A 19,209-nucleotide genomic window follows, 5' to 3' on the forward strand; every position below is an offset into this window, starting at 1 on the left:
ATCCCGAACAGGACCGTGAAACGACTTTGCGCCGATGATAGTGCTGCAACCAGTGTGAAAGTAGGTTATCGTCAGGCTCTTATTAGAGAAAGCCCACCAGGCATGCGCCGGTGGGCTTTTTCGCTTTCCAAACCCAGAACAATCTCACGGCAATTGACGGTGTCTGACCCTTGGGTCAGACACCGGTTTACCGGGTTTCGGATTATGATACGGCTCGCAGTTTCTTTTAATTACACACAAAAGGAATCCGATGCCTTACAAAAAACTCCTGGCTGGCGCAATCACCCTGGCGCTAGTGTCCTTCCAAGCCTCCGCCGCAACCGAACCCGCCTGGGTCACCAAAAGCAACGAAAACGCCAAGCTGCTGCTGAAAGTCCAGGCCAAATACGGCCCGGAAAACGCCAGCAGCCTGGGTGTGGACGGCTACGACGAACAAATCACCGACATGTCGCGTGACCAGTTCGACGCCATCAACAAAGACACGCGCGCCGTAATCGCCGAGCTGCGCAAACGCCTCAAAGCCGAGACCGACGCCAAGGTCAAACAAGACCTCGAGATCCTGATCAACACTGCGGAAGACCAACTGCGCTCCGCCGCCGTCAATCGCAAGCACCTGCTGCCGTTCATGGACGTAACCCAGCTGATGTTCGGCGTGATGCGCCTGACCCTGGACCCGCGCATCCCGAAGGAGCGCCAGAAGACCCTGCTGGTGCGCCTGGAAAAATACGCTGGCATCACCAAAGGCTACCGACCGATCACCGAGCTGGCCTACGAGCGCTATGTTGAACGCCAGAAAGCCGACAAGAACCTGCTCGGTCCCTACAAGGGCGAAGTCGAGCAGGCGCTGAATGCGGCGCCGGCCATGATCAAAGGCATGAAAGACCTGCTCACCAAGAGCGAGCTGAAAGGCTGGGAACCGGCATATGCGGCCATCGAGAAGCAACTGACCGCCTATAACGCCAAGATCAAGAGCGAGATCCTGCCGAAGGCGCGCACCGACCACCGCCTGCCGGCGGACGTCTACGCCGACAACCTGCGCCAATACGGCGTGGATATCGCGCCGAAAGAGCTGATGGCCAAGGCCTTGACCTCGTTTGCCGAAATCCGCAACCAGATGACGATCACCGCCAGCCTGATTGCAAAAGAGCGCAACCTGCCGAACGCCGACTATCGCGCCGTGATGAAAGAGCTGAAGAAGCAGCAAATCCCGGTCGACCAGGTGATGCCACTGTACGGCGAACGCCTGCAGCAGATCGAAGCGGCGGTGCGCCAGCAAGGCATTGTCACGCTGCCGGACCGCAAGGCCGTGATCCGCCTGGCGACTGAAGCGGAAAACGCCCAACAGCCGGCGCCGCATATGAGCCCGCCGCGCCTGATCGGCAATACCGGCGAGTATGGCGAGTTTGTGCTGACCACCGGCATGCCGCCTGACGCCAGCGGCAAGAAGCTGGTCTTCGACGACTTCACACATCAGGCCGGCAGCTGGACCCTGACCGCGCATGAAGCCCGTCCCGGCCACGAGCTGCAGTTCGCCAAAATGATAGAAATGGGCGTGTCCACTGCTCGCGGCGTATTTGCCTTCAACAGCGTGAACGTGGAAGGCTGGGCCCTGTATGCGGAAGCGGAAATGCAGCCGTACGAACCGCTCGATGGCCAGCTGTTCGCCCTGCAGGCTCGCATGCAGCGCGCCGCCCGCGCCTTCCTGGATCCAATGGTGAACTTGGGTGAAATCACCCCGGAAGGCGTGAAATCGTTCCTGATGGACGAAGTTGGCCTGTCCGAAGGGATGGCGACGCAAGAAATGCAGCGCTACACCTTCCGCGCGCCAGGCCAGGCGACCTCATACTTCTACGGCTACCAGCGTCTGATGGAAACGCGCCAGGCGGCGGAGGTGGCGCTGCGCCAGAAGTTCAACCGCAAAGCCTTCAACGATTTCGTACTGGCGCAAGGCATGCTGCCGCCCGCGCTGCTGCGCAAGGCGGTGATGGAAGAGTTCGTGCCAAGCCAGCGCTAAACGCCCCACACTATGTCGTGCCCGCCCGTCTGGGCGGCACGCAGCATCTCCAGCAGGGGGAAGGCACGCTGCGCGAAGCCGACCTTCTGCGTCTCGGCGAAATCGCTCTCGCCATCGTCATCCGGTAAAGCATGGGTCGGGTGGTGGGCTGCATGCTGGGAATCAACTTCCGGATGCAGTTTGCTCAGCGCAACTTCTTTCTCAAGCAGTTGCAGCGCCTGGGAAGCTTCCGCCGCAGTGATGACGCCCCGCGTGGAACTCTTCTTTAGCAGATCCATGATGCGTTCAACATGCTCGTGAGCCATCATGACTTCCGGCGACGATATGGAGTTAAATTTGATCAACATGGCGCGCTTCCCGTAGTTTGTTGATGTGTTCTTACGATAGCACGAGTGCGGCCGCGCGCATCGTGCTACTTAATACAATTTAAACGAACTCAAGAATGTATCAACCGTATCCGCATCAAAATGTTTCTGGTTGCCCAGCATGACGACTTGATACACGCGCTTATCTCTGGACAGGAAGCGCCCGTGCATGGCCAGCGGCGTGCCGTTGGCAGCGGTGCCGCGCGCCTCCACTTCGAAGGCGCCGTTCTTGGTGCTCTCTTTAGTGATGGTGCCGTTGATGTTGCGCACCATGGCCAGGCGCATGGCCTGCACCGCCAGGGCCGCCTTGGCCGCATCGGGTAGCTCAGCAGTACCGACGGCGAACATGGTGCCGTCCACTTCCGATGCCGACATGGTCATCTTCACTTCCTGGCCGTCGAGGTTGACGGTGCGGGTGTGGGTGGCCGCCTTGCCCGGCATCATGATGGCGTAGGGCGCATCGGTACTGCGGAAGTCGCGCCAGTCGAATTTGGGGCTGCAGGCAGCCAGCGCAAACGCCGTGGCAAGCACGGCGCAGGTTTTATGCAGGGTATGTTTCGTCATACCCCGCATGGTAGCACTTTGGACCGGGCTTAACCGCCGCCCGGACCCATGCCGCCACCGGGTGGCGGACCCATGCCGGGGCCGCGCATGCCAGGGCCGCGCATGCCATCCGGACCGCCCTCACGCGGCGTGCCGGTGGCGCCGCCGAAGCGGTAGGACAGGCCGACATAGATGATGCGGCCGTCGAATTGGCGCTCCGAACGCTCGCGCAGGGCGTAGGTATCGGTGATGTTGGTCATCTTGTTGCTGTTGAAGACGTCGGTCGCATTCACCATGAAGGCCAGTTGCGGCGTGAGGGCGTGGCGCCAGGTCAGGTTCAGCGTGGTGTTCGGCTCGCGGTAGCCCTGGCCGGTCAGCATCTTGCCCTGCGCCTGGATGGCGGCTTGCAGCATGTCGGTGCTGGTGGCTTGCCAGTTCACGCGGAAGCGGCCGCTCAGCGAAGAGGCGGTGCGCTTGGTCTGCTCGCCGTTCATCTCCAGCACCGACTGCTCGCTGCGCGCCAGGTTGCCGCTCAGGTTCATGGTCAGCGACGGCAGCACCTTGCCGCTCAGGGTGAACTCCAGGCCGCCGGAACGTGTGCTGCCGGCATTCTCGCGCGTGGTCAGCAGCACCGTGTCGCTGATGAAGTACTTGCGCTCGAGGATGGAGTCGCTCTCGTCGCGCAGGAAGGCGCGCAGGTTGGTCTCCAGACCGAACAGGCGGGTTTCGTAGCCCAGCTCCAGCGAATCGGTCTTGGCCGGCTTGAGCTTGGGATTGCCGGAGGAGACGTTGAATTCATCGCGGTACACCACGAACGGGTTCAGGTCTTGCGCGTTAGGGCGGCGCAGGCGGTGCGCGTAGGCGAAGCGCATCTGCGCGTCCTCGCTCACCTTGTAGGTGGCGAAGAAGCTTGGCACCAGGTTGGTATAGCTGTTGCCTGCGCTGACCTGGCTGGTGAGCTGGTCGATGTCCATCTCGGTGTGCTCGGCGCGCAGGCCGGCCTGCAGGCCCCATTCCTCGGTCAGGCGCATCTGGTAGGAACCGTAGGCTGCGAAAATGGTTTCCTTCATATCGAAGGCGTTGCTGCGCAGGGCGTTGGGCGAACCGGCTTGCGTGATCGGGTCGATATTGGTGTAGTCGATATCCGATTCGTTGCGGTTCTGGACCACCTTGTAGCCGAACTTGGTAACGCCGCCGAACAGCGGCGCCTCATAGTCGCCGGTAAAGTCGATGATGCCGTTCTTGCTGCGGCTCTTCTGCGCGCTGTCCATCACGCCGCCGGTCGCCGGGCGCACGATGTAGTTGTTGCGGTAAGCGCTGTCGGCGTCATTGGTAGCGGAGGACACGCGCAGGTCCATCTTGAAGGTTTCGCCCGGAGCGTCGCCTTTGTGGTCCCAGCGCGCGCCCCACGAGAAGTTCTTGCTTTCGCCTTCGCGCACGGTGCTGCGCTGGTAGTTGTCGGTCACGGTGCCATCGGCCTCGGTCGACAGGTAGTCGTCGCTCGAGCGCGCATCGTTGCTGCGCTGCGAGTAGTTCAGTTGCGCACCGAGGGTATCGTTCGCGCCCAGGTTGTAGGTGACGCCGCCGTTCAGGCCCACATTGTCATTCAGGCCGTTCGATTGCGATTTCTGGATCGCGTGCGACAGGGCGCCGGTGCGCGGGTCGATACGGTCGCGCACTGTTTCGCCGCTGGAGTTGCGGCCGTCGTGGCGCACGTTGATGCCACCCTGGAAGCCCCACAGGCCTTCGTTGTAGGTGCCGTTCAGCGCGCTGTTGTAGCGGCCCGCCGTGCCGTAGTTGGCGTTGGCCACGCCGAAGCCGCCCGGCTTGCGCGAACGGCGCATGACCAGGTTGATGATCGGACCACCGCCGCCTTCATTGCCGAATTGCGCGCCGGGGTTGTTGATCACCTCCACCGACTCCAGGTCTTCCGCCGGGATCGACTGCAGCGCCGGGCCGCGGTTCTCGCCCTGCAGCATGGCGGACGGTTTGCCATCCACATAGACTTGCACATTGCTGCTGCCGCGCAGGGTCAGCGAGCCGTCCGGATCGACGTTGACGGAGGGGACATTGTTCAGCGCATCGGCAGCCGAGCCATTGCTGGCGGCGGCATCGGTCTTCACGTCATAGACCTGGCGGTCGATGCGGTTGGTGGGACGTTCGGCAGCGACCGTCACGCTTGGGACGGTCGCTGGTTCTTCTTTGTTTACCGTTGCTGGCTTGGCGTCTGCCTTGGCTGGCTGGGTAGGCTGGGCTGTTTGGACCTGGGCGACTGCGCTGCCGCAGCACAGGAGGAGCAAGAGCGGGCCGGCGCTATAGCGCGAATAACGGTATAAAGTTGTCATGATGGCCGCCATTCTAGCGAAAGAAACGGCCCAGAAGTCATTGATTTACTTGAAATTACATTTGAAACTTTGAGGTGAAAACCTGGCGGCGTAAAGCTTGCGCCTGCCGAGTTACTCATCGTAACTGTGACCTTTGCCAAGCAGCGCCGAAAGATCTAGAGCTCGCGCAGCGCCCGGCGCAGCTGGATGGCTTGCGACACGTGGCGTGCGCCGACCTGCTTCTGGCCTTCCAGGTCGGCCACGGTGCGTGCGACGCGCAGCACGCGGTGGTAGGAGCGGGCGGACCAGAGCATTTTGCGCATGGCGGCGCGCAGGACTTCCTGGCCGGCGGCATCAGGGCGGCAGTAGCGGTCGATTTCGCGTGGGGTGAGCAGCTGGTTGGCTTTGCCCTGGCGCTCGACTTGGCGCTCGAAAGCAGCGGCGACGCGGACGGCAATGATGCCGGACAGTTCGCCGCTGGCGTCGGCTTGCAGCACGTCGGGCGGTACCGGGCCGACTTCGATGTGCATGTCGATGCGGTCCAGCAGCGGGCCGGAAACCCGGCTCTGGTTGGACATCGCCAAAGATGTACCAACGGAGAGCTTCCTTATTTTCAATGAGTTACCGAATTTGTGCGTAATGCGAAAGGGAACCTAATCTTCACAGTTAAGCGGAACATGGCGCTGCCATAAAACGGGCGCATCCCAGCTCATGCATAATGAGGTCTCATTTGACTTGGAAAAGTGTGTAATCCAACTGGAGAGAATGTGTACGACGCAGCGAAGCACCAACAATTGTTGATCGCCCGTTCCGCAATCATTGAGATTAAGAATCGCATATCCGGCACTCACGAGCTCATTTTGGGCGCAAGCGCACGCGCTGACGCAGCGACTTGGAAGCATGCACGGCAGGCGTATATCGATAGTGTTGAGGACATCATTCGGGCTGCGGGATTCGACTGGGAGGTTTGGAAACCCTTAGTCTCGAAGAATGCGACTGAAATTAAGAATGCCTATCTCTCGCTTGGAAGGGTATCGAGCCGGGGCGGAAGGAATGGGAAACCGAGCGCAAACAAGCAGGCGCTTCGTGCGTTATATTCGAAGGAGTGGGGGGCGGTTGAGAATGCTCTGAAGGCGATCCCACCATCGATCGAAAAAGCTCGTGGTGCGATTATTTCTGAACTTGAGCAATGCGATCCAGCGGGTGAATACGAAATTTTTCCAGAGTGGGTCTTGTTGGCTGACGGAGAAAGGCCGCGGAACTTAGGCCCGCTCAAAGGGCGATTGCGCGCCGACCTGATCGCTGGCCATGCATATACCGGCCCTCGATATTGGGAGGAGGAATGGGCACTTGCGCAAATTCGCTACGCGGAACGCAATGTACTAAAGGACTCAAAGAGCTTCCTGGAATCGGAAGTAGATCGAGTGGAGGAGGAGCTTAGACTTGCGGTCGACGCCGCGTACGCTCCGGCAAATTATTCAGCCGCAAAGTGTGACCTACGCCCTTTACTGCACCGTTCATGGCTTGCAATGTCCTCATTTAAAATGCGGGCTCGTATCGAAATGATGGTTCGAGAAGCATTGAGGATAGCGTTGACCTGGCAGAGTATGGATGGCAGCTGGCCTTCGGTGTTTGAGGAGGGTAAGCCGTGTATCGCCACGACAGCGTTTGCGACGGCTTGCCTATCAATGCTCAACGACCATTCACATTGGCGCGAAAACCGTGAGCGTGGTCTGAACTGGTTGCTTTCGCACCGGACTGAACAGGGCGCATGGGGACCAGTAAAAGAAATGGGGGCGACCAACGAGATCAATCTCATTGTAACGGTAGCCATTCTTGATGCGTGTCGAATGGAAGGCATTCCGCTAGACCATCCCGCAGTAATTGAGGCGGAAGCGGCCCTCCTTTCTGCTCAATCCCCAGCTGGACTGTGGGAGGACTATCGTGGCATGGGGGAGGAGTATCTGACAGCTCTGATTGTTGAGTATTTTCAACGGCGAGAACAACGCCAAGTCGACATGAGCGAGGCAACCATTCTCGGGCGGGGGCTCATTCTGCGGGGGCATGCGTTGAGCATGAATGACTCTGTCAGCGACCAAGTTCTTGCCCTGGCATCGATATACCATGGCCTCGAGTATGTCCTTTATGGTTTCCTGCTGAAGAACGACGTAGAGATTCGAACGCAAAAAGGAGAGACAATTGGCTTCCGCGAAGCACTGTCTGCGTTCGAAGTGTTGGCAAGAAATAGCAATTGGATTGGACATGCCGCATCCCTTCCCTTCAGGACTCAGCTTGCGGAAATGGCTGCGAAGCGTGACGAAGTGATACACCGGATGGGGCGTGTTGAAGCAGGCCAGTTGTCAATCTTTGTTGAGCGTGTCTTTGCGTTCGTAGGGAAATTTGATGTGAATGCCCTGGGCTATAGCTTGTTAGTTTGATCAGGATGCGTATGATTGGCTCAAACTTGATCTGACACTGACTGTTAGATGAGGTGAAGTCCTCCCTGGTTACTTGAGCTTTTCTCTTTTCATTCGAAGTTGGGGCGAACTTTTGAGTCGCCCCACTTCTTTTGACGCCCATGCTTAATGTCTTGATGCGATTTGTTTTTCGACGGCTTGAACCAGGTTGCATACAGATGACAGTGCCTGTCGATTATCGTTCTGACAGTAGCGCAATAGTTTTAAGAGCAATCCATGTCGATCAGCACATTCAACCAAAGCTGCAGTCCAGCCAACTCGATCCCTAACCAACGCTGGCCGAAGTCGATGGGCCTGTAATTCAATTGGCCATAACTTACGTCGTCCATGGGGGAGCGATTCTACGAACTTACAAACAACGTCAGGGTTTATGATCTCCAAGGCTGGGCAAATTGCGGGGTAGAGGTCACTCATCATTCCGCTCGCAAACAGTGCCTGTCGAGTCCCGGCAGAAGCATCATATTCAGTTAAGACAATTGGTTGTTCGACCAATTCTTGCACGAATCCTAGGTCAAAAGTACCGCTTTCAAACATGCCTTCCGATTGTGCCAAAATCGGCAACCTCCGAATATTCTTTGAACGTTGAATCTCTTCTGTCAACTCAAGATATCTCAGTGTTTCATGGGTCAAGAACCGAACTAAGCCAGCGCGGAGTTCGTTTCCTTCTTTGAAAAAATGTTTGTGAATGTTTGGACACAACTGTGCTTGCCGGTATTCGTCGATCGTTTTGATGCGAGACAAAAAAGACTTTGTCGGCCCAGTCCAACTAAACTCAATGGGCTCGGGAGACAGTAGGTTGAGAATTGTTTCAATGCCGTCTTTGAATGTTAACTTCGCCTCACCTTCAACATTAAATCTCTCGTAAAGATTTGCTTCGTGGCGATAGGTTGCCATGTTCATTAAGATTGATGACTTAAGTGAGCTTGCGCTGCCTGTTACGAGCGCCGACAATGCGGCTTTCCACAATGACGATTCCGTCAGGTTCCTGCCCTCGAGGACTCTGATACCTCCTATACGTTCCTTGAACGCGCGTTCGAAGAGTCTATCCGCGATAGCCGAGATTTCGGAAAACCTCGCTTGTGTAAAGAGATCCAACACGACGTTGTACTCAATCGGCTGCGTATAAATTAGTCCGCTGAGATTCGTTACTTTGATGGCTTCAGCCAAGGGGATAGCGCGACTTTCCCTGGAGAGTCGCGAAGCGGTTCGGCGCTCATATATTACGCGCAAGTCTGGATCCAGTTGCGTGAGCTCATCGGATGTTAGTCGATAATCGGCCTGAGCCTTTAGCCTCGCGACAGCGGCAGCCGGCGCACAAGTAATATCCGTACCGATGGACTGAAGTAGGGCTTTGGCCTCACCTGGTTCCAATGTACCCAACTCGCCTAACATCAATTGATGATAGCGAACTTCCAACTCACGCTGGCGCTCTGGAAGGTCACCATCTATTCCACTATCGTAGTATCTAATCGCCCTAGCATGAATATCGGCAGTTTTCGAACCATCCTCAGTTAACAAACTTAACATAAGTTGCCGCAAATCTTTTCGATGTACTAATGCACCGCTTTTCGGTTCGCGATGTACAAGCCAAACTTGAGACCCTAAGGTTTCGAACATTTGTCTAGCCAGCCTTGAGCTCACAACTCCAAGGCCACAAGGCTCTGCAAGAACATGTTGAATAATTGATGGAGTAACTCGACGTAAGATCAATCCTGGAGACGCAAGTTTTTTCACATTTTCATCTGTGCGCATTCGTCCAAGGATTCGCCGATAGAGCACACCTTGTACGATCGCGTTTGGAATTCTCGTGCTTGTATCGCTTGACGTTAGATCCGACAACGCAAAGTGAGGATCCTGGTTTATCCAGCCTGCGAGCAATTTCAGAACTAATGGATTCCTTCCATATCGTTCCAATAGCAAATCGTAAGGTATTGAAGCGCGACCATGCCGCTGCTCGCGCTCAATTAGATTTTGTAACAATCTTCTTGCATCGCTTTTCGGCAGATCTCCGATCGCCATAGCCTGGACCGACTCGAAATCGGAACCCTGATCGTGCCGAGGCATGGTTCGCCCAGACTTTACGACACGCAGATCGTCCAGTTCGAACTCGCTAACAAGCGCCAATAGCCAGCGGTCAAGTCGTCTGGCAACTTCGTCGGTTTGAATCGCGATTTCTTCAAAGGTGTCAAGAATGAGAATGATAGGCGAACGTAGTTGGATGCCATCTATGCATCGCCTCCAAAGTGAACTTAGGACTTTTAACTCGATCGATGAGCTATGAAAATCTAATGCTCTCTCTGAAGACTTGCCCACCGAACTTTCGGATGCAAGGCGCCGGAAGGTATTCATGGAGTCAGCCCACTCTGGCTTCGCTATTCCGATTTGCCTGCTCAGCTCCATTGTCAATACGAGCGGATTGGCAGATGCCATCTCTTTGCGATCAAAGTCAATCCAAACTACCGGGCTACCGTCCCATGATTTCCCGCGCATTTTCCATACAAACTCTGCTAACAAAGCAGACTTTCCGCTTCCACCGGGACCCGTTACTTCAAAAGACTTCACTGGACGGAGTGAACTACCTTTCTGTTCCACGAAGCCCCTCAAGCGACGCAACTGCCAGTGGCGGCCAAACACCTTCCCGGAGCGGGCTAACTGCACAGAAGCATCCGCATCCAGGCGTTCGATACGACGATTTATTGCATGCAGAGTTGATGCCAACGCGCTAGATTCAACATATAGAGCTGCTTTGCGTAACAACTGTATGGAAGTGGGCGGCAGAGTATCTAAATTAACGTCTTTGTCCAGGATCACTGTGGCCAACCAGCAGCCTAAACTGTCATCGCGAGAGTTTTCGGCATCAATCGCAAGTGTGCGAAGACGCGAAGTACTCAAGGAGCGCAATGTATTTGCGCGAGCGTCAGGTTGAAGAGACCATCTCAGCCCATAAGGCGTTTCAACCTCCACACAGAATTCCGCAAGCCGGCGAATTGCATTTGTCCACGAGTGATCGCTTCTAGAAATTTCTAGGATTTCGTCGGGAATAAATGTGTCCCGGAATGCCGCTTTCTCCAAGGCCAAGCGAACTTGATCGGCAGTTGCGTTTTCGATGCTAGGCGCTTTCGCCATTAGTGACCTCCACGCGCGATGATTGAACAAACGCGATCGGTATAGTCCTTAGCGAGTGTCCTCAATGGGGGCGTTCTTGGATGGTGGGGGCAAAGAATTTCGGCCACAGTTTTGGGGTCTAATTTCGCTTTGTGCTGAGATGAGACCAGATGCCTCTTGATTGTGTTTTCAACATCAATTTTGGTGACTAACGATAATTGATCAAATCGAGTCTCTACCGGTAATCCAGGTAGCAGGGCTCGTCCAAGAAGTATGATTCGCAGATTTGAAACCTGATGAACTGAGTGCAACAGCAGAGCTAATAGCTGCGTTGATGTTGTCTCGGGAAGCGGCTCATCAAGATCGTCGATGATTATCCACATGATTCTTGGAATTGCGGTAGTAACCAACAGCTCCAAAAATACAGGAAATAGCTCATCTTTTAACCACGCTGCATTCGAAGTATGCGACTCCTCGGCCGAAGGCAATGCAGCGAAACTTTCGGAGGAAGCTCCGCATTTATGCAGCAGAAATATGGCAGCGGACTTAGCCTCTTGTGGAAAATCACGGGCGGATACGTGCACGACTGCATGTTCACCGGCGCTCAGGTGGGCGCGAAGAATCTCAACGCTGAAACTACGTCCTGCTTGTTGCTCGCCTTGAACGGCGATAATGCGACTACTGCCAGTGATCGCCATAATCACCAGTTCTTGGAAATGTTCCCGTCCAAAGACTGGATGATTTGAGTTGGGGAGCAAACAGATCGGTTCTAGGCCATCTGTCACGCTAACATTCACGCCGCGCTCGGCGATCAGCGATGTCGGTACTGCGCCGTTTACGATGGAATTTCTCATTTTGTTCCAACCACCGCTTTGATGCAAGGCAACTACTTCGCCTGAAGCATCGAGTACGAGTCCTCCAGAAGAACCTTGGGTTGTGTTTGCCCCATGTAAGAGTCGAGCTCTGATCGACTTTGGCCAGTATTCGGTGGCTGTGCCACTTGCGAACTTCAATTTTGTCGAGCCAGGATGCTGATATAGAGTGAGCTGGCATGGCAATTCTGCAAATCTGTTTCGATCTAGAGGGTAAAAACCTCGTTCGATCCCAACTGGGCGAGCCAAGAAAATCATCGCAAAATCAAGATTGGATTCGAAGCCGTCTATGGTTACATCGGGGTCGAACGTAACTGCTTGCTTCAACTCGAGTTCATGGGCTGGGCTGGCTCCCAAAAGCCAATTTTCGTGTGCGCGGACGACGGTTCCAGGGTTGTTCTCGGTGTAGTCGAAAACAATCTCCAATCGTTCTGCAGTGTCGGCTTTTGCTCTGGTGGGATTAGCATCCTCCACTAAATTTTTGATCACATGCCATGCGGTCAGTACCACTTGAGGGCCGATTAAGAAGCCGGTACCAATGGTGTCGTCGGGAGCAATCCGGATCATGCAAACTCGATGCATTGCGCGCACTAAACTCGGCATATGTAGTCCAGCGTCCAAGAATCCAGCTTGGGGGTTGATCATTGCCTCTAGCTGTATCGCGCTTGATGACTTCGGGCTGATTGCCTCTTCCCGAAATGCATCGGTACGTGCCAAGAGCCGAACAAGTTTATTTAACCAGCCTGCATTGTGGGCAGCTTCCAGTGCATAGTGGTAGCGCTGATTGTGGTCTGCGGGCGGGTGGAAAAGCGCATTTACCACTAAAAGAGGATCACTATCATGGCTTTCCGCTAACCGATCATAGATCTCGGTGAACTGTGCGTGACTTATCGTGATTAGACTGGAGATATATTGATAGTTGGGTTTCCCCTGAACCGCGTCCGAACCTACGCCCATACCACGCCCCCCGTCTTCAGGAAGTCAACCGAGTTAGCAAGCTGGGCCGTAGCGTGTGCATAATTTGCGTGCCTCGCTGTTCCGGCATAGTGAAGCCCAATTGCTCGTGCATCCCCGCTCAATGCAATTACGCTGGATCCCGAGTTGCCTGGAAGCGAGGTGGCGTCATGATTAAATGTCCAGAAATTTTCGGTCCCGGGGATGCCGCTGGCAGCGGACATAACTGTACCTGGCGAGAAATAGCGTCGGCCATATTGTGGATAAAGTTTGCTCAATATTTCAATCATCTCGAGGTCCGGCTTTCCTCCCAACATCGGCTGCTTTGGTCTGCCTGGATACCCGACAAGTGCGATTGATCGATTCTTTGCGCTTTCACTTGGCGCTTTTAATAGACCTATAGGGGCAGGCAGTGATTGAGAGCTCAGATGTGGTTCGACTCGCAATAGCGCGGCATCTAGCAGTCGATGATTTGCTACGACCGGTATCGGATCTGAGCCAGTACCAACTACTTCGACAACCCGAAAACGATCAGATCCATTGGAGTCATCGGGGCAGTCCGAAAAATCGATCGAAATGTCGAGATCATCGAGTTCGAAGCGATCGGGGGGGCCATTGCTCGACATTGGAGAGGCAACTGCTTGAAGAACGTGTCGATTAGTAAGGATTAGGTCGGATCCAACCACAAAGCCCGTGCCAGCATGCTTTCCTGCCCGATCGATTCGCCCAACGCTTCGGATGCGTTTCGCTAAAGTTCCGTCTAGCGCGAAAGGCGTGAGTCGTTCCTTCCAGCTGGCGAGCAAGGGATCCTCTAAATCAACATTGCCGTTTTTCGTCGCTACTGCGGGCCGTCCGTTCAAACGAACCAAGGCTTCAAGCCCGAACTTGCCGGCCTCAGAAAGCTTCTGGTTATTAGCGGCGCAGGACAAGGCCTCTTGAGCAGCATTCACCAATTTTTGAAATGACGACGACGATATCTCGGGCTGTAATTTGAGCAGGGTTTCGAGACGCTGCATTTGTTGATTGGTCCCTCCGTGTCGGAGATATCGCCTAGCTTGGTCTGCGGTCAATACGTTGTTATTTGATTCCAATGCGTCTTGGGTTAAAACTATCGCAAGAGTAAGCTCGTAATCGTCCACATTCATAAAATGAGTCATTTCGTTCGGCTAGAGTTTTAATTGTAATTTATTGTTGCCATAAAGTGGATACGTGGGAATGCGCGTTAATTTTACCTCGACTCGAGAGCAGCGCATTTGTTGGCGGGGATTAAGAAATGAAGATAATGTGTCGGTTTGCTTGGCGCTTGCTCGCTCAATTTTCCGCCTCCCGCTAAAACTGCGCGAACACCGCTTAATCGAAAGTGAGATAGCAGAAACCCATGTAGTGGCAAGTCGGCCAATCGCCCCCCAGAGTTCATGACGCCGGCTGGTAGCCCTGCAGTACTTGTTCGATGGCGATCGCAATATCCTTTTGCGGGTTGCATCGCGGTTCATTTAGGCTCTCCTCATCCGTGCATCTATCATCGACCGCTGGCTGCTGGCGCCTTTCTGGAGGTGCAAAGGTGCGAAAGAACGCAGATAAGAATTTTCCACATTGCATCAAGCAGAGCATGTGTTAAATTCGGTGGTCTGAAATGTTAAAAAAGAAAGAAAAGGTCCCCTTGGGCTTGCAATTTTGATTATTCCGCCCCAGATGCTCTGTTCCACCATGAACTTTTGAAAAAAGTTTTCCGGTTCTGGCGAGAAGCCTCGATTAGGTTAGAAAGAAGCACCAATGCGCCAACCCAAGGAATGCAAATGGACCAGAACACCACCGATGACGAGCTCGGCGACAATGAATCCGAGCATGTGAGTAGTACCAATTATGATCGCCCTCCGGAGATGGAGAGCGTGTTGGCTGGGGTGATGGCAATGCGCGAGCCAGACTTGCTCGACGCCCTCGCGATCAAGGCACACTCTTCTTCGGGGTTCATACCTTCTGAAGTCTTGGTCACCCTGACCCGGCTAAAGTTCGGCAATCCTAAAGTTCAGCAGTCTGTTGCGTTGACCCTGCACGAGCGAATCGTGAAGGTGACCATTTGGTACCTGCGTAGGAACCCGCAGTGGTCAACGGTAATCGAGCGGAGCAGCGAATCGAAAAAGGAGCTGGTCTCCGACCTCTGGGTGAAACTTATGGCTACGCGCGCCTTGGTTTCCTTCGCAGAGGTGCGCTTTTTGCCATTCCTCGAATCCCGCATCTTGGACTGGTTAAAATCACAATTACGGCAAAAGAACTCGGCTCCTGCAGCGGAAGCGCTGGCAGCGCCCGTTGATGAGAATGGCGACTCCATGTCATTGGTGGACATGGTGCCGGATGATGATGCTATGCCGGTCCAAGACCAGGTCGAGCTGAAGGAGTTGCTGCAGCGTTTGGAGCTCGATGTGCTTAAGTTGCCGAAAAAACTTAGGGATGCCGCGTACTACTGCTTCGAGTTGGAAATGACTCAGGATGAAGCAGGCAAGCTTATGAAGTGTTCCACCAGGTCGGTTCGGACGTATCTGAACAAGGCTCTGGTTCTGTTGCGCAAGGGGGTGTGAGATGGACAACATGAATGTGAAAGTAAGTCGTGAAGCCACGGCTTTGATCGAGGCACTCTTGCTTGAGAATCCACACCCTACGAATAGTGATTGGAAGGCTCTTGTGATGAACAATCCAGACTACGCATCGGAAATTGTCGACTTCTCTATTCTGTTTGAACGAAATGTTCATCTTCAGTCGGAGGCTTATGATGAACCTCTTGATCAAGATTTATTTGATGAGTTGAGTGAGCATATCTTTGATATGCTTGGGACTGTAGAAAGTTCAGCGAGCGAGGCTCAAGCAAAATTGTCGAAGATTGTAGGACCTAAGTCTCGAGTCATAGCTCGGGATATTGGGCTTCGTGAGCATGTGGAGATCTTAGATCAAATAATTAGTGGGGAAACTAAAGCTCCGTTTGTCTTGGTTAAGAGGCTTGCTAGCAATCTGGGATTAGAGATTGCTTCCTTGGTACAAGCTTTTGCACTAAATTTTTCTCGTCGGCCTGCGCAAGCATTCAAGTCAGATGGCAAGCCTAAATTGGAGCAAGAACCAATTGATTGGGAAGTCGCGGTTCGAGCTGCTGAATTAGATCAAGAAGACACAAATTACCTTTTGGGTTTAGAGCGAAAGATAGAATAGATTGAATGCTTTTTTCCGTGCGAGACATGAGGCCTCACTCTTGCGACAAGAGTTGGTGGGGGACGCTGCGTTTACGGCAATCGATTCAAAATCCCTCTTTGCCAACGTCGAAAGTGTTCTCGATATTGGGGTAAAAGCGGTTGCGTCCACCAGCTCGGTTCTAAAGGGAGGAAATGCAACTCTTCGTCGGAAAAGCAAATTTATCTATTATCGAAGAGATCTCAGCTGGGATGATCAGGCATACTTGATTGCACATGAGTTGGGTCATCTCCGGCTAGATGACATCTCGGACGAGACGACCAATCACGTTCTTGCATCCGGTGTTAAGCCAACCTCACAATCAACGGCTGTGGTTGATTCGTATGGCGCTCGTGAACGGGATGAGCTCCAGAAAAATACTTTTGGACGTGAACTGCTTCTTCCTAGAACGGTAGCAAAAGCATTATTTGCGCAAGGATGGGGCCCCAAGAAGATTGCCAAGGTTTTAGGTGTTCCTTTAGAGGTCGCTAGACAGCAATTGTTGGACGCTATCTTGTTACCAGAGTACGTCCCTCCGCCGCCGCAGGATATGCCGCAACCGACGCCGGACCAGGTTTCGGCGATCAATGCGAGCGAAAAGCACGTCAATGTCGTTGCAGGCCCTGGTACCGGCAAGACAACTACTCTTGTTCATCGAGTGAAGAAGCTCATTGAAGTTGACGGCGTGCCTCCCAAGAAAATTCTCGTTCTGACCTTTACCAATAAGGCTGCAGCCGAATTGGTTGAGCGTCTTCAGCGCAGTGGGGTGAAAGGGGCATCAGAGATCTGGGCTGGGACATTTCATGCCTTTGGCTTAGAGTTTCTTCGGAAGTACTATCAGCACTTTCAGTTGCCTCAGGACGTGACAGTGGCGGACAAGATTACCGCTATTACGCTGACCGCTAATGCGCTCGCCGGCTCTACACTTGAGCATTACCGACGAACGGATGACCCTTATGAATGGTTGCCGAAGGTGGCCGAGGCGGCGCGACGGATCAAAGAAGAGTTGGTCAGTGTTCAGGACTATTTGGAGTCAGCGCTTAAGGTCTGTGAGGACTCCCAAGAAGCTATCTATCGTGACGTGGCAACTGTCGCGAATGTCTATGGTGGGGTTTTGAAGGAAGCTAAGTTGGTCGACTTTGTTGACCTGGTGGCTCTTCCAGCAATAGCAATCGCAACAGACCGCAGCAAGTTTGTTGACATTGCGGATCACTACGAACATATCCTTGTTGATGAGTTCCAGGATATGACGACAGCGATGCTTTCTCTCATTGAAGGCTTGTCGCTAAACGCGAAGGCACTGTGGGTGGTTGGAGATATCCGACAAGCCATCTATCACTGGAGAGGGTCATCACTCAATGCTCTTTTAGGCTTCTCGGACCGGTTCGCTGACGCCAAGTTATACGTCCTCACGCAGAATCGGCGTAGCAGCGATGAGATCATCGCTTTAACGCGATCAGTTGGAACACATCATCCTTTGCAAGCGCGTCTCGCTCTTCCAAAGGTAACTGGAGTTTTAGGGAAGACCGGAGCCGTTCCTTCTATGGGATGTGCTAGTTCCAGAGCCGAGATGTGGAACGGGCTGATACAGGGAATCGAAAGTCTTCATCGAGCCGGCGTGGCTTACAAAGACCAAGCAGTTCTCGCTCGTAAAGGAGGATGCGTTGCCGCCGCGGCAGAAGCATTGCAGTCTGCTGGTATACCCACAGTGTACATAGGCGATATTGCCGAGCGCGATGAGATCAAAGACATACTCGCGGTAGTTCAGTTGGTGGTTGAACGTCAGCCGCGCGCATTACTTCGAGTCGGCTTGTTTACCTCGCCACCAATGAGCTTATCGGACGTACAAAAAGTATTTGAAACTCTTACATCGAATCCGGACTTGCAGCGTATGGGGTGGTTGAAACATGCAATTCCAGGGGCATCAAAAAATGGAGAGCTTAGTCAACTAGACCTAAGGAGGCGAATCGGGAAATTTACTTGGTCGATGTCTCCGTGGGATTTCATTTGTGAGCTCATTTTAGAACAGCGCTTCTTGTTGCCCGATGTTGATGATCTTTCTTTAGACGGTCATTTGAAGCGGCTGGCGGTGTGGCAGTTTGCCTATATGAGCAGGATTAGTGATGGACTACGTAAGCGGTGGACACTACATCGTTTCCTCAATAGATTGAGATTGCGGCAGCAAATCAATGATTCGTATGTTGATCGACAGCTTCCCCCTGAAGCAAATGCTTTGGACGGTGTGCGCGTAATGACTGTCCATGCCAGCAAGGGGCTTGAGTTTCAGACCGTACATCTCTGCGGTGTGCACGGCGCAGACTTTGCAGGCGGGAATGAGCCTTCTCCGCTCCTGCCACCAGAGGCGATTAACAGCAGCCCACGAGATTATCAGGAAGAGTCTGATATCGAATGCCACAACTTGCTTTATGTAGCCGTATCACGTGCGAAGCAGCAACTGAGAATTTTTGAAAGCTCCGATGAGTTCCCCTACCCATTTAAACGTGCTGATGCTTTGCAGCATGCAATAGATGAAGGCGCTCTTACTCTACATGCGCTGGCTTCGCTTCCAAAGCCGCCCGTCCAGGGCTCAAACCAGCGTCCGCAGCAGGTTGGACGCGCGCATGTCAGCTTTGACGAATTTAGGACATACGATAGATGTCCTCGGCAGTATATGTATCGTTTCATCATGCAGTTGGGAAGAGAGGTTGCGCCTAACGCTGCCCTTCAGGCGCGCGCGACAGTGATCAAAGCTCTGGATATCATGGCGCGGGCCGGCGATTTTCGTAATGCGATTACCGTCTTTTACACCGAATGGATAAGAGCGCGCTTACCAGAACCGCAGTTAGATATCCAATTATGGGAGCAGGCTTGGAACGCATGTGAGCGAGGGGCGTCTGTTTTAGCTGCGGTGAATGGGGCGCATTTGGTGGCGTCTGCTGACATAAACGGCATGACGATCGAGCTCCCATGGGGAGTGGTAACGCCGGCGCCCGGCGGGCATCGCTTACACACTGTCGGCTTCTATCCATCGTCAGCCATTGAACTTGATAAATTGAGGAAAATTGTCGGGCAGATGATGAGCTGTACTTCGACAGATCTGGCACGTATCGTCGAAATACATATGTTTGATTTGAGTCGCGACAACCTACTTCAAATTCATCCTGTTGGCGTCTACGCAAGGTCAGCGCTAAACACACGCACTATTGGAATGCTGAACAAAGAGTACGGCGTCTCTGCCAGTGACTACCCTTGCAAGCGTTGCGCGTACGCGTATGTGTGCCCGTCCCTGATGACGTGATGTGATTTCAAAAAAGCTTTCCGCATTTGCTTTGATGGCCC

Annotated in this window: 12 protein-coding genes; 5 read left to right on the top strand and 7 right to left on the bottom strand. The window is 53.8% G+C overall.

What is annotated here, in order from left to right; all coding sequences use genetic code 11:
• The first annotated feature begins 250 nt into the window (after positions 1 to 250).
• Positions 251 to 2,014 (top strand): DUF885 domain-containing protein, encoded by a 1,764-nt coding sequence (locus tag GTP41_RS20710; protein WP_161027485.1) that lies wholly within the window; start codon positions 251 to 253, stop codon positions 2,012 to 2,014.
• On the opposite strand, the gene GTP41_RS20715 is transcribed toward GTP41_RS20710, so the two are convergent.
• From GTP41_RS20715 to GTP41_RS20730, 4 genes are all read right to left on the bottom strand, one after another.
• Positions 2,011 to 2,361: a DUF1840 domain-containing protein gene (locus tag GTP41_RS20715; protein ID WP_161027486.1), complete on the bottom strand. Its 351-nt coding sequence runs from the start codon at positions 2,359 to 2,361 to the stop codon at positions 2,011 to 2,013. The two genes, GTP41_RS20710 and GTP41_RS20715, sit on opposite strands and share 4 nt — an antisense overlap.
• 69 nt (positions 2,362 to 2,430) lie before the next feature.
• Entirely contained in the window at positions 2,431 to 2,943 is a 513-nt protein-coding gene (locus tag GTP41_RS20720) for a hypothetical protein (RefSeq protein WP_161027487.1), read from the bottom strand.
• Between the two features lie 29 nt (positions 2,944 to 2,972).
• The gene (locus GTP41_RS20725) at positions 2,973 to 5,267 is read right to left on the bottom strand and encodes an outer membrane beta-barrel family protein (RefSeq protein ID WP_161027488.1); all 2,295 of its coding nucleotides are present in this window, start codon (positions 5,265 to 5,267) and stop codon (positions 2,973 to 2,975) included.
• A 155-nt stretch (positions 5,268 to 5,422) separates the two neighbouring features.
• Positions 5,423 to 5,824: a magnesium chelatase subunit ChlI family protein gene (locus tag GTP41_RS20730; protein WP_161027489.1), complete on the bottom strand. Its 402-nt coding sequence runs from the start codon at positions 5,822 to 5,824 to the stop codon at positions 5,423 to 5,425.
• Between the two features lie 189 nt (positions 5,825 to 6,013).
• Between GTP41_RS20730 and GTP41_RS20735 the strand changes: the two genes are divergently transcribed.
• Positions 6,014 to 7,684 (top strand): prenyltransferase/squalene oxidase repeat-containing protein, encoded by a 1,671-nt coding sequence (locus tag GTP41_RS20735; protein ID WP_161027490.1) that lies wholly within the window; start codon positions 6,014 to 6,016, stop codon positions 7,682 to 7,684.
• A gap of 144 nt (positions 7,685 to 7,828) precedes the next feature.
• On the opposite strand, the gene GTP41_RS20740 is transcribed toward GTP41_RS20735, so the two are convergent.
• The 3 genes from GTP41_RS20740 to GTP41_RS20750 are packed head-to-tail and all read right to left on the bottom strand — an operon-like array spanning position 7,829 to position 13,670.
• Entirely contained in the window at positions 7,829 to 10,849 is a 3,021-nt protein-coding gene (locus GTP41_RS20740) for an ATP-binding protein (protein WP_161027491.1), read from the bottom strand.
• Entirely contained in the window at positions 10,849 to 12,657 is a 1,809-nt protein-coding gene (locus tag GTP41_RS20745; protein ID WP_161027492.1) for a trypsin-like serine peptidase, read from the bottom strand. The genes GTP41_RS20740 and GTP41_RS20745 overlap by 1 nt, the downstream gene beginning before the upstream one ends.
• Positions 12,648 to 13,670, bottom strand: a complete 1,023-nt coding sequence (locus tag GTP41_RS20750; RefSeq protein ID WP_161027493.1) for a trypsin-like serine peptidase — start codon at positions 13,668 to 13,670, stop codon at positions 12,648 to 12,650. Before GTP41_RS20750 ends, GTP41_RS20745 begins: the two co-directional genes overlap by 10 nt.
• Before the next feature lie 780 nt (positions 13,671 to 14,450).
• Here GTP41_RS20750 and GTP41_RS20755 point away from each other — a divergent pair.
• The 3 genes from GTP41_RS20755 to GTP41_RS20765 are packed head-to-tail and all read left to right on the top strand — an operon-like array spanning position 14,451 to position 19,168.
• Positions 14,451 to 15,230 carry an RNA polymerase sigma factor gene (locus tag GTP41_RS20755; protein WP_161027494.1) on the top strand — a complete coding sequence of 260 codons (780 nt, stop codon included), beginning with the start codon at positions 14,451 to 14,453 and terminating at the stop codon, positions 15,228 to 15,230.
• 1 nt (position 15,231) lies between these two features.
• Complete coding sequence (locus tag GTP41_RS20760) at positions 15,232 to 15,852, top strand: hypothetical protein (RefSeq protein WP_161027495.1); 621 nt, start codon at positions 15,232 to 15,234, stop codon at positions 15,850 to 15,852.
• Between the two features lie 40 nt (positions 15,853 to 15,892).
• On the top strand, positions 15,893 to 19,168 hold the full coding sequence (locus GTP41_RS20765; protein ID WP_161027496.1) for a UvrD-helicase domain-containing protein: 3,276 nt from the start codon (positions 15,893 to 15,895) through the stop codon (positions 19,166 to 19,168).
• Positions 19,169 to 19,209: the final 41 nt, after the last annotated feature.

The organism is Pseudoduganella guangdongensis (assembly GCF_009857475.1).
Lineage (GTDB): Bacteria > Pseudomonadota > Gammaproteobacteria > Burkholderiales > Burkholderiaceae_D > Rugamonas > Rugamonas guangdongensis.

What these genes read in the sequence shown, in the direction of transcription:
- GTP41_RS20755 (WP_161027494.1), top strand. Translation starts at nt 14,451, where the DNA reads ATGGACCAGAACACCACCGATGACGAGCTCGGCGACAATGAATCCGAG.
- GTP41_RS20710 (WP_161027485.1), top strand. Translation starts at nt 251, where the DNA reads ATGCCTTACAAAAAACTCCTGGCTGGCGCAATCACCCTGGCGCTAGTG.
- GTP41_RS20715 (WP_161027486.1), bottom strand. Translation starts at nt 2,361, where the DNA reads ATGTTGATCAAATTTAACTCCATATCGTCGCCGGAAGTCATGATGGCT.
- GTP41_RS20720 (WP_161027487.1), bottom strand. Translation starts at nt 2,943, where the DNA reads ATGACGAAACATACCCTGCATAAAACCTGCGCCGTGCTTGCCACGGCG.
- GTP41_RS20760 (WP_161027495.1), top strand. Translation starts at nt 15,232, where the DNA reads ATGGACAACATGAATGTGAAAGTAAGTCGTGAAGCCACGGCTTTGATC.
- GTP41_RS20725 (WP_161027488.1), bottom strand. Translation starts at nt 5,267, where the DNA reads ATGACAACTTTATACCGTTATTCGCGCTATAGCGCCGGCCCGCTCTTG.
- GTP41_RS20730 (WP_161027489.1), bottom strand. Translation starts at nt 5,824, where the DNA reads ATGTCCAACCAGAGCCGGGTTTCCGGCCCGCTGCTGGACCGCATCGAC.
- GTP41_RS20750 (WP_161027493.1), bottom strand. Translation starts at nt 13,670, where the DNA reads ATGCAGCGTCTCGAAACCCTGCTCAAATTACAGCCCGAGATATCGTCG.
- GTP41_RS20745 (WP_161027492.1), bottom strand. Translation starts at nt 12,657, where the DNA reads ATGGGCGTAGGTTCGGACGCGGTTCAGGGGAAACCCAACTATCAATAT.
- GTP41_RS20740 (WP_161027491.1), bottom strand. Translation starts at nt 10,849, where the DNA reads ATGGCGAAAGCGCCTAGCATCGAAAACGCAACTGCCGATCAAGTTCGC.